Below are 14,847 nucleotides of genomic sequence, written 5' to 3' on the forward strand. Positions count from 1 at the left end.
AGGACTTCGCACCGACGGCGACGGCACCGCACCCGAGAGGCGTGACGAACCGCGTACTCGCCGATCTCGATCCCGAGGTGCACCGCGCGATCAGTGCCGAGCTCGGCCGCCAGCAGAACACGCTCGAGATGATCGCCAGCGAGAACTTCGCGCCGCTGGCCGTGATGCAGGCACAGGGCTCGGTACTGACGAACAAGTACGCCGAGGGCTACCCCGGCCGTCGCTACTACGGCGGATGCGAAAACGTCGACGTCATGGAGCAACTCGCGATCGACCGGCTGAATGCCTTGTTCGGATCGTCGTTCGCCAACGTGCAGCCGCACTCTGGTGCCCAGGCCAATGCCGCTGCGATGGCGGCACTGCTGCAGCCGGGCGATTCGATTCTCGGTCTCGCACTTGCCCATGGCGGACACCTGACGCACGGCATGAAGCTGAACTTTTCGGGCAAGCTCTACGACGTCTCGGCCTACCACGTCCGCGAGCACGACCATCTCGTCGATATGGCAGAGGTGGAGCGCCTCGCGCGCGAGCACCGTCCGAAGCTGATCATGGCCGGCTGGTCCGCCTACCCCCGTCACCTCGACTTCGCCGAATTCCGCCGTATCGCAGACGACGTCGGTGCCTACCTGATGGTGGACATGGCGCACTTCGCGGGGCTCGTCGCTGCCGGACTGCACCCGTCACCGGTACCGCACGCACACGTGGTCACCTCCACCACGCACAAGACGCTCGGCGGCCCACGCGGTGGTGTGATCATCACCAACGACGCCGCTCTGGCCAAGAAGTTCAATTCCTCGGTCTTCCCGGGCCAGCAGGGTGGACCGTTGGAGCATGTCATCGCAGCCAAGGCAGTGTCCTTCAAACTCGCTGCCGAAGAAGACTTTCGGGAACGGCAGGCGCGCACCCTCGAAGGCGCGAAGATCCTGGCCGACCGACTGCTGACCGAGGACGCAGCAGCCGCAGGCATCGACGTGGTCTCGGGCGGCACCGACGTCCATCTCGTCCTCGTGGACCTGCGCACGTCCGAACTGGACGGCAAGCAGGCCGAGGACAGACTGCATCACGTGGGAATCACAGTGAACCGCAACGCAGTTCCATTCGATCCACGGCCGCCCATGGTGAGTTCAGGAGTCCGCATCGGCACCCCGGCCCTCGCGACCCGCGGCCTGGACGCCACGGCGTTCGCCGAGGTCTCCGACGTCATCGCTCACGCGTTGCGTCCCGACACCGACGACCGAGGCCTCGATGCACTGCGAATCCGGGTCGAATCCGTTGCCGCGCAGTTCCCCCTCTACTCCGACCTGACGGAAGGCTACCGATGACCGCCCCCGCAAACCCACCGGGCGCACATCTGCCCGACCACCCGGACTTCCTGTGGCGCAACCCCGAACCGAAGAAGTCCTACGACGTCGTGATCATCGGCGGCGGCGGACACGGCCTGGCCACCGCGCACTACCTCGCCAAGAACCACGGCATCACCAATGTCGCTGTGCTGGAGAAGGGATGGCTCGCCGGTGGGAACATGGCGCGCAACACCACCCTCATCCGGTCGAACTACCTGTGGGACGAGAGCGCCCGCATCTACGAGCACTCCCTGAAGCTGTGGGAAGGGCTCGCCGACGACCTCGACTACCCCATCCTGTTCAGCCAGCGCGGCGTCCTCAACCTCGCGCACAGCCTGCAGGACGTGCGCGACAGCGTGCGACGCGTCGAGGCCAACCGGCTCAACGGCATCGACGCTCAATGGGTCGATCCTGACGAGGTCAAGAAGCTGTGCCCAATCGTCAACATCTCCGGCGACATTCGCTACCCGGTACTCGGTGCGACGTACCAGCCGCGCGCCGGTATCGCCAAGCACGACTACGTCGCCTGGGGATTTGCCCGACGCGCCGACGCGGCCGGCATCGACATCATCCAGAATTGTGAGGTCACCGGCTTCACCACCGACGGCAATCGCGTCACCGGGGTCAAGACCACGCGCGGCGACATCGCCACCGGCCAGGTTGCTCTGTGCGCGGCCGGGCACACCTCGACGTTGACGGACATGCTCGGCATCAAGACTCCACTGCAGAGCCACCCGCTGCAGGCCCTCGTCTCGGAACTGCTCGAGCCCGTACATCCCACGGTCGTCATGTCGAATGCCGTGCACGTGTACGTCTCCCAGGCCCACAAGGGTGAACTGGTGATGGGCGCGGGCGTCGACTCGTACAACGGCTACGGCCAGCGCGGTGCCTTCCACATCATCGAACGGCAGATGGCCGCGGCGGTCGAGCTGTTCCCCGTCTTTGCTCGCGCGCATCTGCTGCGCACGTGGGCCGGCATCGTCGACGTCTGTCCCGACGCCTCCCCCATCGTCGGACGCACACCGTTCGACAACGTTTTCCTCAATTGCGGTTGGGGCACGGGCGGATTCAAGGCGACCCCCGGTGCCGGTTGGTGCCTGGCCGACACGATCGCCAACGACGAGGTGCACGAGTACATCGCGCCGTTCAGTCTGGACCGCTTTGTCACGGGCGCATTGGTGGACGAGCACGGTGCCGCAGGCGTGGCCCACTAGTTTCTCCGCCCCGACACACGCAGCACCCGAACGAGAAATCTTGGAGTGGCAATGCAATTGATCGAATGCCCGTGGTGCGGGAGTCGAGAAGAGACCGAGTTCCACTACGGCGGCCAGGCGCACATCGCCTACCCCGAGGAGCCATCGGCACTCACCGACGAACAGTGGGCGCACTTCGTGTTCTTCCGCGACAACCCCAAGGGGCTCTTCGCAGAACGGTGGAGTCACAGCGCGGGGTGTAGGCGTTGGTTCAACGCCGTACGAGACACCGCCACCTACCGAATCCACAGTGTCTATCGCCTCGACGACCCGAAGCCGGTGAACCCATGACCGCATTCCGCACCGCATCCGGCGGCCGCATCGACCGCACGAGCACCTTCGACTTCACATTCGGCGGTTCTGCTCTGCAGGGACATCCCGGCGACACGCTGGCATCCGCGTTGCTCGCCAACGGCATTCATCAGGTGACCACCAGCATCAAGCTCGGCAGGCCCCGTGGATTCACCGCAGCATGGGCCGAGGACACCGGCGGACTCGTACAGATCGAGGAGCCGTTCCCCGAGCCGATGCTGCTCGCCACGACGATCGAGCTGTACGACGGCCTGGTCGCTCGGGGCATCCCCGGACAGGGGCGGCTCGCCGAGATCTCCGACTCCGCCAAGTACGACGCCATGCACGCCCACGCCGACCTGTTGGTCGTCGGTGCCGGCCCGGCCGGTCTGACGGCCGCTCTGATCGCTGCCCGCAGCGGCGCTCGGGTGGTCGTCGTCGACGATCAGAGCGAATTCGGCGGCTCCCTGCTCGGCTCCGACGACGTCATCGATGGCCGGCCGGCCCTGGACTGGGTTTCCGACGCGGTGACCGAGTTGTCGACCTTCCCCGACGTGACCCTGCTGCGCCGCACCACCGCGTTCGGTTCCTACGACGACGGCTTCGTGCTCGCCCTCGAGCGGCGCACCGATCACCTGGGATTGGAAGCTCCTGCAGCTCTGAGCCGTCAGCGCGTCTGGCGCATTCGATCGCGTCACATCCTCGTGGCCACCGGTGCCCACGAACGTCCGGTCGTCTTCACCGACAACGACCGACCCGGAATCATGTTGGCGCACAGCGCACGTACGTTCCTGCATCGCTACGGCGTCACGGTGGGCACCGAGGCAGTGGTCTTCACCACCAACGACAGCGCGTACAAGGCAGCCGTCGATCTGCACGACGCAGGGGTCCGCATCGCGCGCATCGTCGATGCCCGCGCCGCGGCACCCGAATACTGGCTCGACCTGTGCCGCGAACGCGGTATCGAGGTACGCACCGGGAGTGTCGTGTCCGGCACCCACGGTGACACCCGCGTCACTCATGCACTGGTCACCGGGCCCGACGGTGCCACCGACACCGTGGCGTGCGACGTACTGCTCGTCAGCGGTGGTTGGAACCCCGCGGTGCACCTGTTCAGCCAAGCCCGCGGAAAACTGCGTTACGACGGCGAACTCGGCGCATTCGTGCCAGCTGACGACGTCGAGGGCATCAGTGTCGCCGGATCGGCCTCGGGCGTGTTCGATCTGGCCGGATGCCTCCATGACGGAAGCACGGCCGCGGCGGGTGCGATGACCCGACTCGGCTTCGATCCTCCCGAAACATCCCTTCCAACAGTTCAATCCGTGCCGAGCAGCGAGTCGCTGGTGCTGTGGCGGGTGCGTGACGACTTCGGAGCCGACAGCCAGTTCGTCGACGTGCAGCGTGACGCGACGGTGGCCGATCTGATCCGCGCCGTCGGCGCGGGCATGTCGTCGATGGAACACATCAAGCGCTACACCACGATCGGCACAGCGCACGATCAGGGCAAGACCTCCGGTGTGGTGTCCTCGGGCATCGTGGCCGAGCTCCTCGACAAGCCGGTGGAGAACCTGGGCACCACCACGTTCCGACCGCCGTACACCCCGGTGGCATTCGCGGCGCTGGCCGGACGTAATCGCGGCATGGCATTCGACCCGGAACGAGTTACGGCAGTGCATGATTGGCACGTCGCACGCGGCGCGGTCTTCGAGGACGTCGGACAGTGGAAGAGGCCCCGCTACTACCCACTGCCCGGCGAGGAGATGCACGACGCCGTGCTCCGCGAGTGCGCCGCCGTGCGTTCGGGTGTCGGCATGCTCGACGGTTCGACCCTCGGCAAGATCGACGTGCAGGGCCCGGACGCCGGTGTGGTGCTGGACATGTTCTACACGAACATGATGAGCAACTTGAAGGTCGGCATGGTGCGGTACGGCGTGATGTGCGGTACCGACGGCATGGTGATCGACGACGGCACCGTGATGCGTCTGGCCGACGACCGGTTCCAGGTGTTCACCACCACCGGTGGCGCAGCAGGGATGCTCGACTGGATGGAGGAATGGCTGCAGACCGAGTGGCCGCACCTCGCGGTTCGGCTGACGTCGGTGACCGAGCAGTGGGCCACGTTCCCCGTCGTCGGACCGCGCTCCCGCGACCTCGTCGGCGAGATCTTTCCCGACATCGACGTCTCCAACGAGGCGTTCCCGTTCATGGCCTGGCGGGACGCCTCGATCGACGGTGTACATGTACGCGTGGCGCGCATCAGCTTCTCCGGTGAACTGGCCTTCGAGGTGAACATCGATTCCTGGCACGCCCACGCACTGTGGTCGCGGCTGATCGATGCGGGCGAGAAGTTCGGCATCACCCCGTACGGCACCGAGACCATGCACGTGCTGCGGGCCGAGAAGGGCTACCCGATCGTCGGCCAGGACACCGACGGTACCGTCACCCCGCAGGATCTCGGCATGAGCTGGGCGGTATCGAAGAAGAAGCTCGACTTCATCGGCAAGCGCTCGTTCGACCGAGCCGAGAACCGAAACCCGTTGCGCAAGCAGTTCGTCGGCCTTCTGCCGGTCGACCGGGAAACGGTCCTTCCGGAGGGATCGCAGATCATCGAACACTCCGACAGCGGCGTCCTGCCCGAACTTCCGGTACCGATGCTCGGCCACGTCACGTCGAGTTACGCCAGCGCTGAATTGGGTCGGCCGTTCGGCTTGGCCCTGCTCGAGGCCGGGCGTGACCGACTCGGCGACATCCTGCACGTCCCGGTGGGCGACACCCTGGTCGCCGTGGAAGTCACCGGCTCCGTACTCGTCGACCCGGAAGGAAACCGCCGTGATGGCTGACCGTCTCGCCACCAGAAGTCCACTCGCAGAAACAGTTCTGCCGGACTCGCCTGCTGTCCGCATCGTGGAGGAGCCGTTCATGGCCGGGATCGACCTGTGGGTCGACCCGAACGGACCGGGCGGTGCCGCCGCCTCGGCCGAGCTCGGCACCGAGCTCCCCGGCCCAGGCCGCGTCGCCGAGGGCACGAACACCACGGTCATCTGGCTCGGCCCCGAGGAGTGGTTGGTGATCGGAGCCGGCCTCGATCCGGTCGAACTCGAACACCGTCTCGGATCGGCCGTACGCGAACACCGAGGTGCAGCAACGGACGTGTCCGCTCAGCGAACCAGTCTGCGGCTGACCGGTTCCCGAGCCCGCGAGGTGTTGGCGAAGGGATGCTCGATCGATCTGCACCCCCGCGTCTTTCCGGCAGGGTCGACGGTACAGACGATGCTGTCGATGGCAGGCATGATCCTCATCGCCTGCGACGACACGGGAACGGACTACCGCATCCTCGTGCGCTCGTCGTTCGCACGCTATCTCGCAACCTGGCTGACCGACGCGGCCGAGGAATACACCGACGTCGGCTGAGTCGGACCGCTGGAACCCCGCGCGAGAGAAAAGGTGATCGCAGTGCTCACGACCGTCTCCACAGCTACACGGGCAGCCGATGCCCGCGACCGACTGCTGACCCGCCTGACAACCTCGCATCCCGTCGTCTGCGGAATCGTCAACGTGACCCCGGATTCGTTCTCCGATGGCGGTCTGTTTCTGGACTCGGATCGTGCTGTGGCACATGCACTGTCGATGGTCGACGACGGAGCCGAGCTGCTCGACATCGGCGGTGAGTCGACCCGTCCCGGGGCAATCCCACCCACCGTCCGGGAGGAAATCGCCCGAGTCGTCCCGGTGATCGACGCACTGTCCAGGCGGACGTCGACACCGCTGTCGGTCGATACCTCACGACCCGAGGTGATGCGGGAAGCGGTGCGCGCCGGAGCGAGTGTGATCAACGACGTTCGTGCCCTTCGCCTTCCCGGTGCACTGGCCGCAGCAGCCGAGCTGGGCGCCGCTGTGTGTCTGACGCACATGCTGGGCGAGCCGTCGACGATGCAGCATTCCCCTCGCTACGGCGACGTCACCGCAGAAGTGTGCGAGTTTCTCGAAGACCGGGCCGCTGACTGCATCCGGGCCGGCATCCCGGCCTACCGCATCCTGGTCGACCCTGGCTTCGGATTCGGAAAGACCCTCGAACACAATCTACAACTGCTTCAGGGCCTTCGAACGCTCACCGCGGGCGGCAGACCGATCATGGCCGGTGTGTCGCGCAAGGGGATGATCGGTGCCATCACCGGCCGAGAGGTCGACGGCCGACTCGCCGGATCACTCACCGCCGCAATCATCGCGGCTCAGAACGGGGCGTCACTCCTGCGGGTCCACGACGTCGCCGCCACCATCGACGCACTGGCCGTGCTCCGGGCAGTGCGTTCGCTCGACGTAGTGCACTCACATCCAAGTCACCCCATGACGAATGCCGAGGCCACCCCATGACCGCATCCCTCTCCTCCGCCCGCCGGCTCTTCAGCACCGAGCACGGCTGGATGGCCGTCGACCCGTTCGGCTCACCCGCCCAGACCCCGAGCCGAGTGGGAGTGACACCTGCGGCGTTCGACGGCGCGGCCGACGTTCTGAGCGTCGACCTCCCGGCAGTACGTGCCGAGCTCACCGCAGGTGAGGCGTGCGGCACCATCCACACCTCCGCCGGATCCGTCACGGTGTACGCCCCGGCGAGCGGCATGGTCACGATCGTCAATTCCGCTGTGCACGAGGACCCGTCGATCGTGGCCGTGGACCCACTCGGTGCCGGCTGGCTGTTCGCCATCCTGACTCCCGCCGCCGCGTCGTTCGAGGCCCTCACCACGCGCGAGCCCACCGACGCAGTTCGGGTGGACTCATGACCATCAGTGTGTTCGACCTCTTCTCCGTCGGAGTCGGCCCCTCGAGTTCGCATACCGTCGGCCCGATGCGCGCGGCCGCTCGATTCGTCGACGATCTGCGCACCATGTCGGCCTTCGAGGACGTTCGAGAGGTGGCGGTGGACCTGTACGGCTCACTGGCCGCGACCGGAGCAGGACACGGCACCATGACCGCCGTACTGCTGGGTCTGGAAGGCTTTGCACCCGAGAGCATTTCGACCCAGATCATGGAGGAGCGTCAGGCATCGATGGCGGCCACCGGTCGCATCGTCTTCGGTGGTCACCGCGAGATCGACCTGGCGGTCGACGACATCGTGCTGCGCCCGCTGACGGTCTTGCCGTTCCATCCCAACGGAATGAAGCTGACTGCCCGCGCGGCGGACTCGACCGAACTGCACACCGAGATCTACTTCTCGATCGGTGGGGGCTTCGTGGTCACCGAGGCACAAAGCGTGGAGGCCGTCGCGCCCCTCGCCTCGTCGAACGGATTCGGGTCGGCCAAGGAACTGCTCCAGCTCTGCGAGCGGCGACGCTGCAGCATCAGTGACGTCATGACCGAGGTCGAACTCGAGCGCCGGACGCACGACGAGATCTGGGACGGGCTGCTGCACATCCGTGACGTCATGGTCGAGTGCGAGGTTCGCGGCATCTCTCGCGACGGCTACCTTCCCGGCGCGCTCGGAGTGCGGCGTCGAGCTCGCGACTGGTTTCTACGGCTCGCCGCCGAGGATCCGCACCGCTCGAGCGAATTCGCCGAGGACTGGGTCAATCTCGTCGCGCTCGCGGTCAACGAGGAGAACGCGTCGGGCGGGCGAATCGTGACAGCACCCACCAACGGCGCGGCGGGCATCATCCCGGCCGTGCTGCACTACGCCACTCGCTACACCGCCAACGGGGTCGCCGATCCCGACGGCAGCACGGTGCGCTTTCTGCTCACCGCAGGCGCGATCGGGTCGCTCTACAAGGAGATGGCCTCGATCTCGGGTGCCGAAGTGGGCTGCCAGGGCGAGGTGGGTTCGGCTGCCTCGATGGCCGCCGCCGGTCTGGCCGAGGTACTGGGCGGCACACCGGAACAGGTGGAGAACGCGGCCGAGATCGCGATGGAACACAGCCTCGGTCTGACGTGCGACCCTATCGGCGGGCTGGTACAGATTCCCTGCATCGAACGCAACGCCATCTCGGCCGGCAAGGCAATCAATGCGGCACGGATGGCGTTGCGCGGCAACGGCACTCACCGCGTCAGCCTGGACCAGGTGATCGAGACCATGCGCTCCACCGGGGCCGACATGCACTCCAAATACAAGGAAACCTCCAGCGGCGGACTCGCGATCAACGTGCCGGTCAGTTTCGTGGAATGTTAGAGCGTGGAGTGCTAGAGCAGAACCTCACACCCCTTTTCGAGGGTGCGCGCTGATTCTCCGCACAGGGAACCAGCGCGCACCCGGCAGAAAGGGTGTGAGGTTCACGCACGAGGGGCCCGTACCGATTCCGGTACGGGCCCCTCGTGTGAGTCGGCTCAGCTGAAGATGACCGTCCGGTGTCCGTGCAGCAGAACGCGATTCTCGCAGTGCCAGCGCACCGCCCGCGACAGTGCGAGTGCCTCGGCATCCTGTCCGACGGTGGCCAGACGGGACGGATCATGCGTGTGGTCGATACGAATGACCTGCTGCTCGATGATCGGGCCCTCGTCCAGGTCGGGGGTGACGTAGTGCGCCGTCGCTCCGACCTGCTTGACGCCCCGGTCGAAGGCCTGGTGGTACGGCTTCGCGCCCTTGAAGCCGGGCAGGAAGGAGTGGTGGATGTTGATTGCCTTGCCGTGCAACGCTCGACACGTCTCGTCGGAGAGCACCTGCATGTAGCGTGCGAGCACCACCAGGTCCACCTCGTATTCGGCGACGAGGTCCAGCAGGCGCTGCTCGGCCTCGGCTTTGGTGCCCGGGGTGACGGGGACGTGGACGAACGGCAGCCCGGCAGCCTCGGCCATAGGCCGCAGCACCTCGTGGTTGCTCACCACGGCCACCAGTTCCCCACCGAGATTCTGGGAACGCCACCGGAAGATGAGGTCGTTGAGGCAGTGCCCCATCTTGGAGACCATCACCAGCACGCGTGGCTGACTGCAGCCGTTGAACGTGTACATCATCGAGAATCGTTCGGCCACTTCGCGAAAGCTCTCGGTCAGTTTCTCGATGTCGGTGGTGCCGCCGGCCACGAACGAGGTGCGCAGGAAGAACGACCCGTCCGTCGAGTCGTCGAATTGTTGGTGTTCGGCGATGTCGCAGTCGTTGTCGAACAGGAACGCACTGACGGCCCGGACGATGCCCGGCCGCTGTCCGCAGCTGAGCGTGAGGGTGAAGTTCTCGGTCATCGAATCTCCTGGTACTGGTGGGTCGTCAGCTGCGAATCTTGGCCATCTCGGGGTCGACCAGAGGCTCGGCCACGACGGTGGCGGACACGAGCCGATCGAAGTAGCGAATCTGTACTGCTGCACCGGGTTCTGCACTACTGGCCGGAACCCAGGCGTACGCGATCGGCGCGCCGACGGTATGCCCGAACGAGGCACTGGTGACGTAACCGGCCGGTTCGCCGTCCACCAGGACGGGCTCGTGGCCGAGTACCACCGACGTGCCGTCGTCGATCTTCAGGCAGACCAACTTCTTCGAGACGGTGTCGTCGGACATCTCGAGCACGGCGTCGCGGCCGCGGAATTCACCCTTTTGCGGGCGCACCGCGAAGCCGAGACCTGCCTCGTAGGGGTTGTGTTCGGTGGTCATGTCCGACCCCCACGACCGGTAGCCCTTCTCCATACGCAGGCTGTTGAACGCAGCGCGCCCGCCTGCGATGATACCGAACTCGGAACCGGCCTGCCACAACATGTCCCACAGTCGCTGACCGTAATCGGCAGTGGTGTACAGCTCCCAACCCAGCTCGCCCACGTACGACAGCCGCATCGCAGTGACGGGCACTCCCCCGATCCGAACCTGCTTGCAGCGGAAGTACTTGAAGTTCTCGTTGGAAAAGTCGTCCTGGGTCAGCTTCTCGACGACGTCGCGGGCGTGGGGACCCCACAGACCGATGCAGCACGTGGATCCGGTGATGTCGTCGACGGTGACGCTGCCGTCACTCGGCGCTTCGCGGCGCAGGTAGTCGAAGTCGAGATTGCCGTTGGCTCCGACCTGGAATTCGTCGGCCGACAACCGAGCGACGGTCAGATCGCTGCGGACGCCGCCCTTCTCGTCGAGGGCCAGCGTGTACGTGACGGCTCCGACGGTCTTGTCCATCTTGCCGGACGTCAATCCTTCGAGCAGGGCCAGCGCACCGGGGCCGCGCACGCGCAGCCGCTTGAGCGGGGTCATGTCGTACATGGCGACGGAGGTACGGGTCTTCCAGGCCTCGGCCGCGGCGATGGGCGAATGGAACATCGACGCCCACTCGTCACGCTTGGGTGGCTGCCACTCGGCCGGAAGCTGCTGCACCAGATCGGCATTGGCCTCGTACCAGTGCGGGCGTTCCCATCCGCCGCCTTCGAGGAACACGGCACCGAGTTGGTGCTGCCGAGCATTGAAGGGGCTGACCCGAACATCACGCGGGGACAACCGCGGCTGCGAGGGATGCAGGACGTCGTAGATCTCGACGAAATTCTGCTGCGAGGTCTCGCTGACGTACGCGGGATCGAGCTGGAAGTCCTCGAAGCGGTTGACGTCGCATCCGTGCAGTTCCACCTCGGAGCGTCCGTCGACCAGCAACTGTGCGATGGCCCTGCCGACTCCGGCCGAGTGGGTCACCCAGACTGCTTCGGCGATCCAGAAGCCCTTGACGTCCGGGGACTCGCCGAGCAGCGGCCCACCGTCCGGAGTGAACGAGAAGACTCCGTTGAAGCCGTGGTCGATCTTGGCGGTCTCGAGGCACGGCAACAGCAGTTTCGACTGCTCCCACGACGGGGCGAAATCCTCCTGCGTGAAGTCGAGCATGGACGGCATGGCCTCGTCGGACACACCGTCTCCGCCGGGCAGGGTCCTGGTGTCGACGGGCATCGGACGGTGCGCGTAGCTGCCGATGCCGAGGCGGTCGACGTGCTCGCGGAAGTACAGATCCTGATCCTGATGACGAAGAATGGGCATGCCTGCCTCGGCCGCTTCGGTGTTGCGTCCCACCAGTTCCGGGATCTGGTCGGTCTTGGCATACTGGTGCGCCAGCGGCAGCAGCGGCACCTTCATGCCGACCAGTTCGCCCACGTCGGGGCCCCAGAAGCCGGCGCAGGACACCACGATGTCGGCCTCGATGACGCCCTGGTCGGTCGCCACACCGGTGACTCGACCACCCGTCTGTTCGATACCGATGACCTTGGTGGAGCCACGGAAGACCGCTCCGCGCGATTCTGCGCGACGGGTCAGTGCCACCACAGCGCGCGACGCCTTGGCGAGTCCGTCGGTCTCGACGTACAGACCGCCGAGAACACGCGAACGCTCCAGCAGCGGATGCAGTTTGGCGCATTCGGACGGGTCGATGACCGATCCTTCGATGCCCCAGGACGTGGCCCACCCCTGCTTGCGATGCAAGTCGGCCAGTCGCTCCTCGGTGGTTGCCACTTCGAGACCGCCGAGCTGGTTGAAGCACCACTGACCGTCCACCTCGAGGCCCATGAATTTCTCGACGGTGTACCGGGCGAGTTCGGTCATCGTCTTGGATGCATTGGTCTGGAAGACCAGACCCGGTGCGTGCGAGGTGGATCCACCCGTGAGAGGGAGCGGCCCCTGATCCAGCACGGTGATGCGATCCCAACCGCGTGCGGTGAGCTCGTCGGCCACGTTGGTACCGACGATGCCGGCGCCGATGATGACAACTCTCGGTGAACCCATGGTGGTCCTTCCGTATCGGGGTGGAGAGATGGAGCTCGGCCGGGACGATCGATGGCCTGCACGACAACTAACCATAGATTGATATATCAAGAGTATGGGCAGGGGTGACCGAGGTCAACCCCCGAAATACCGAAGGTGCGGGACGCGTGTGTACGCGCCCCGCACCAACGGCTCACTTCATTTGTCGGACTTCACTTTCGGCGGAGCCTTGGGACTCTTGACGATGAACGGGTCGCTCGTGACGTCCTTGTACAGCGAGACACAGGTACCGATCATCACCAGCACGAACGGTGCCGCCACGATGATGGTCATAGTCTGCAACCCGTTGAGGGCGTCCGATCCTCCCGTCCACAGCATCAGGATTGCGATGCCGCCGGTGACGACGCCCCAGAAGGCGACGACTCCACGGGACGGATCCAGGGTTCCTCGTTGCGACAGGGTGCCCATCACGATCGAGGCGGCGTCGGCTCCACTGACGAAGAAGATGCCGACCAACACCATCACCAGCACCGACGAGATGCCGGCCAACGGGAATTGACCGAGGACCGCGAACAGCTGCGATTCCGGCTTACCGAGGGCCACCAGGTCTTCGGTCCCCTTCTGCTGCTCGCCGATTGCGGCTCCACCGAAGATCGAGAACCAGACCAAGCTCACCGACGTCGGAATGAGAATGACGCCGATGACGAACTGGCGGATGGTGCGGCCACGACTGATGCGAGCGAGGAACATACCGACGAAGGGGGTCCACGAAATCCACCAGGCCCAGTAGAAGATCGTCCAGGACGAGAGCCAGGACTCGGTCTCGGGACCACCGGATGCCGCCGACCGCGCCGACATTCCGGCGATGTGCGCGGCGTAGTCACCGAGGGTGGTGGGCAGCAGGTTCAGGATCAACACCGTCGGTCCCAGGACGAACACGAACACCGCGAGCAGCAGGGCCAGCACCATGTTGATGTTGGACAGCCACTGAATTCCCTTGGAGATTCCCGATACTGCCGAGGCGACGAACGCGAGCGTCAGGATCGCAACGACAGCCACGAGCAGAAGCGTCCCCGCTTGGTTGACCCAGCCGAGAACCTCGATACCCGAACCGATTTGGAGTGCGCCGAGGCCGAGGGATGCCGCGGTGCCGAACATCGTGGCGAAGATCGCCAGAATGTCGATGACCTTGCCGATGGGGCCTTCGGCGTGACGGCCGATCAGCGGGATGAACGAGGAGCTGATGAGCTGCTTGCGGCCCATCCGGTAGGTGCCGTAGGCGATCGACAATCCGACCACCGCGTACATCGACCACGGGTGCAATCCCCAGTGGAAGATGGCCGTCGAAAGCGCGGTTCCCACAGTCGAATCGGTGATTCCGGGCGGCGGGGTGACGAAGTGGGTGAGCGGCTCGGCCACTCCCCAGAAGATCAAGCCGATTCCCATGCCGGCGCTGAACATCATCGCGATCCAGCTGACGGTGTTGAATTCGGGCTTCTCGCCGTCCTTGCCGAGCGGAATCTTCCCGTAGCGACTGAGCGCGAGCCAGATCGCGAAGATCACGAACCCGGTGGCGGAGAAGATGAACAGCCAGCCGACGTTCGTCACCACCCAATCGAGTACGGACGCGTTGACGGACTTCATGTTCTCGGTGCCGAGGATGCCCCACGCCAGAATGGCGATCACGATGGCGGCAGTGACGCCGAAGACCACCTTGTCGGTGCGCGGCTTGCCCTCGTCTCCGTGGTGATAGACCTCGAGGGGGCCGTAATGGTGGGGTGCATGTTTCTCGGATGACGCGACCCGAGTCTTGTCGACCCGGGGTTTGCTGTTCGTTGTCACATCGTTCTCCCTCCGGCTCTCGCCGAATAGGTGTGTCGCCCGTGCACGCAGCGTGGGTGTCGAATGGATGCGCGACTCGTTGCTCTCTGCGCAACTTGAATTTGATGGAACCTGAACAAGACTGAGCCGACCCAGGGGCGATGTCAAGAGATGGCCACCCATTTCAGCCTGTTCAGCACGGCTTTTCGAAACCGAACAACGCTTTGACCAGCGAAATTGTGAGCAGGCTTGCCGAAAGTTGTCCGAATTCGACACTCGTATTTAACATTTCATACTGCCTGGTAACTGATATATTAATGCAATCCCAAGTGCCACCAGCGGCTTCGATGCCGTTCCTTCCCCTACTTCAGGAGTACCAACCATGCCGCAGCAGGTCCGCGCCGTCGTCGCCAAGAGCAAGGGCGAGCCCGTCTCGATCGAGACGATCACCATTCCCGATCCCGGCCCGAACGAGGTCGTCGTGAAGATTCAGGCGTGCGGGGTGTGT

11 protein-coding genes and 1 pseudogene are annotated in these 14,847 nt (G+C 65.1%); 9 read left to right on the top strand and 3 right to left on the bottom strand.

Annotated features, from left to right (window positions below; genetic code table 11):
* Positions 1–41 precede the first annotated feature (41 nt).
* From glyA to MTX34_RS23495, 8 genes are read left to right on the top strand one after another with little or no spacing between them, the layout of a single operon-like run.
* Positions 42–1,322 (top strand): serine hydroxymethyltransferase, encoded by a 1,281-nt coding sequence (gene glyA, locus MTX34_RS23460; RefSeq protein WP_243611018.1) that lies wholly within the window; start codon positions 42–44, stop codon positions 1,320–1,322.
* Positions 1,319–2,557 carry a sarcosine oxidase subunit beta family protein gene (locus MTX34_RS23465; RefSeq protein WP_243611007.1) on the top strand — a complete coding sequence of 413 codons (1,239 nt, stop codon included), beginning with the start codon at positions 1,319–1,321 and terminating at the stop codon, positions 2,555–2,557. The genes glyA and MTX34_RS23465 overlap by 4 nt, the downstream gene beginning before the upstream one ends.
* Positions 2,558–2,608: 51 nt before the next feature.
* Entirely contained in the window at positions 2,609–2,887 is a 279-nt protein-coding gene (locus MTX34_RS23470) for a sarcosine oxidase subunit delta (RefSeq protein WP_032377699.1), read from the top strand.
* Complete coding sequence (locus MTX34_RS23475) at positions 2,884–5,727, top strand: 2Fe-2S iron-sulfur cluster-binding protein (RefSeq protein ID WP_243611008.1); 2,844 nt, start codon at positions 2,884–2,886, stop codon at positions 5,725–5,727. The genes MTX34_RS23470 and MTX34_RS23475 overlap by 4 nt, the downstream gene beginning before the upstream one ends.
* Positions 5,720–6,298, top strand: coding sequence for a sarcosine oxidase subunit gamma (locus MTX34_RS23480; protein WP_243611009.1), 579 nt, complete (start codon positions 5,720–5,722; stop codon positions 6,296–6,298). Before MTX34_RS23475 ends, MTX34_RS23480 begins: the two co-directional genes overlap by 8 nt.
* Before the next feature lie 42 nt (positions 6,299–6,340).
* Positions 6,341–7,258: a dihydropteroate synthase gene (gene folP, locus MTX34_RS23485; RefSeq protein WP_243611010.1), complete on the top strand. Its 918-nt coding sequence runs from the start codon at positions 6,341–6,343 to the stop codon at positions 7,256–7,258.
* Positions 7,255–7,665: a glycine cleavage system protein H gene (locus tag MTX34_RS23490; protein ID WP_243611011.1), complete on the top strand. Its 411-nt coding sequence runs from the start codon at positions 7,255–7,257 to the stop codon at positions 7,663–7,665. Before folP ends, MTX34_RS23490 begins: the two co-directional genes overlap by 4 nt.
* The gene (locus MTX34_RS23495; RefSeq protein WP_243611012.1) at positions 7,662–9,044 is read left to right on the top strand and encodes an L-serine ammonia-lyase; all 1,383 of its coding nucleotides are present in this window, start codon (positions 7,662–7,664) and stop codon (positions 9,042–9,044) included. Before MTX34_RS23490 ends, MTX34_RS23495 begins: the two co-directional genes overlap by 4 nt.
* A gap of 155 nt (positions 9,045–9,199) precedes the next feature.
* On the opposite strand, the gene purU is transcribed toward MTX34_RS23495, so the two are convergent.
* From purU to MTX34_RS23510, 3 genes are all read right to left on the bottom strand, one after another.
* A complete protein-coding gene (gene purU, locus MTX34_RS23500; RefSeq protein WP_243611013.1) occupies positions 9,200–10,048 on the bottom strand; it encodes a formyltetrahydrofolate deformylase in 849 nt (282 codons plus the stop codon).
* A 25-nt stretch (positions 10,049–10,073) separates the two neighbouring features.
* On the bottom strand, positions 10,074–12,539 hold the full coding sequence (locus MTX34_RS23505; RefSeq protein WP_243611014.1) for an FAD-dependent oxidoreductase: 2,466 nt from the start codon (positions 12,537–12,539) through the stop codon (positions 10,074–10,076).
* Between the two features lie 177 nt (positions 12,540–12,716).
* Positions 12,717–14,231, bottom strand: a complete 1,515-nt coding sequence (locus MTX34_RS23510) for a BCCT family transporter (RefSeq protein WP_243611019.1) — start codon at positions 14,229–14,231, stop codon at positions 12,717–12,719.
* A 490-nt stretch (positions 14,232–14,721) separates the two neighbouring features.
* Here MTX34_RS23510 and MTX34_RS23515 point away from each other — a divergent pair.
* Positions 14,722–14,847 (top strand): annotated as a pseudogene (locus MTX34_RS23515) (S-(hydroxymethyl)mycothiol dehydrogenase); the annotation flags it as partial.

It is taken from the genome of Rhodococcus sp. ARC_M5, assembly GCF_022810405.1.
Classification (GTDB): domain Bacteria; phylum Actinomycetota; class Actinomycetes; order Mycobacteriales; family Mycobacteriaceae; genus Rhodococcoides; species Rhodococcoides navarretei.

Bases quoted from the DNA above. Each gene is read 5' to 3' on its own strand.
- MTX34_RS23465 (WP_243611007.1), top strand. From the start codon at position 1,319: ATGACCGCCCCCGCAAACCCACCGGGCGCACATCTGCCCGACCACCCG.
- MTX34_RS23470 (WP_032377699.1), top strand. From the start codon at position 2,609: ATGCAATTGATCGAATGCCCGTGGTGCGGGAGTCGAGAAGAGACCGAG.
- purU (WP_243611013.1), bottom strand. From the start codon at position 10,048: ATGACCGAGAACTTCACCCTCACGCTCAGCTGCGGACAGCGGCCGGGC.
- MTX34_RS23505 (WP_243611014.1), bottom strand. From the start codon at position 12,539: ATGGGTTCACCGAGAGTTGTCATCATCGGCGCCGGCATCGTCGGTACC.
- MTX34_RS23480 (WP_243611009.1), top strand. From the start codon at position 5,720: ATGGCTGACCGTCTCGCCACCAGAAGTCCACTCGCAGAAACAGTTCTG.
- MTX34_RS23490 (WP_243611011.1), top strand. From the start codon at position 7,255: ATGACCGCATCCCTCTCCTCCGCCCGCCGGCTCTTCAGCACCGAGCAC.
- MTX34_RS23475 (WP_243611008.1), top strand. From the start codon at position 2,884: ATGACCGCATTCCGCACCGCATCCGGCGGCCGCATCGACCGCACGAGC.
- MTX34_RS23495 (WP_243611012.1), top strand. From the start codon at position 7,662: ATGACCATCAGTGTGTTCGACCTCTTCTCCGTCGGAGTCGGCCCCTCG.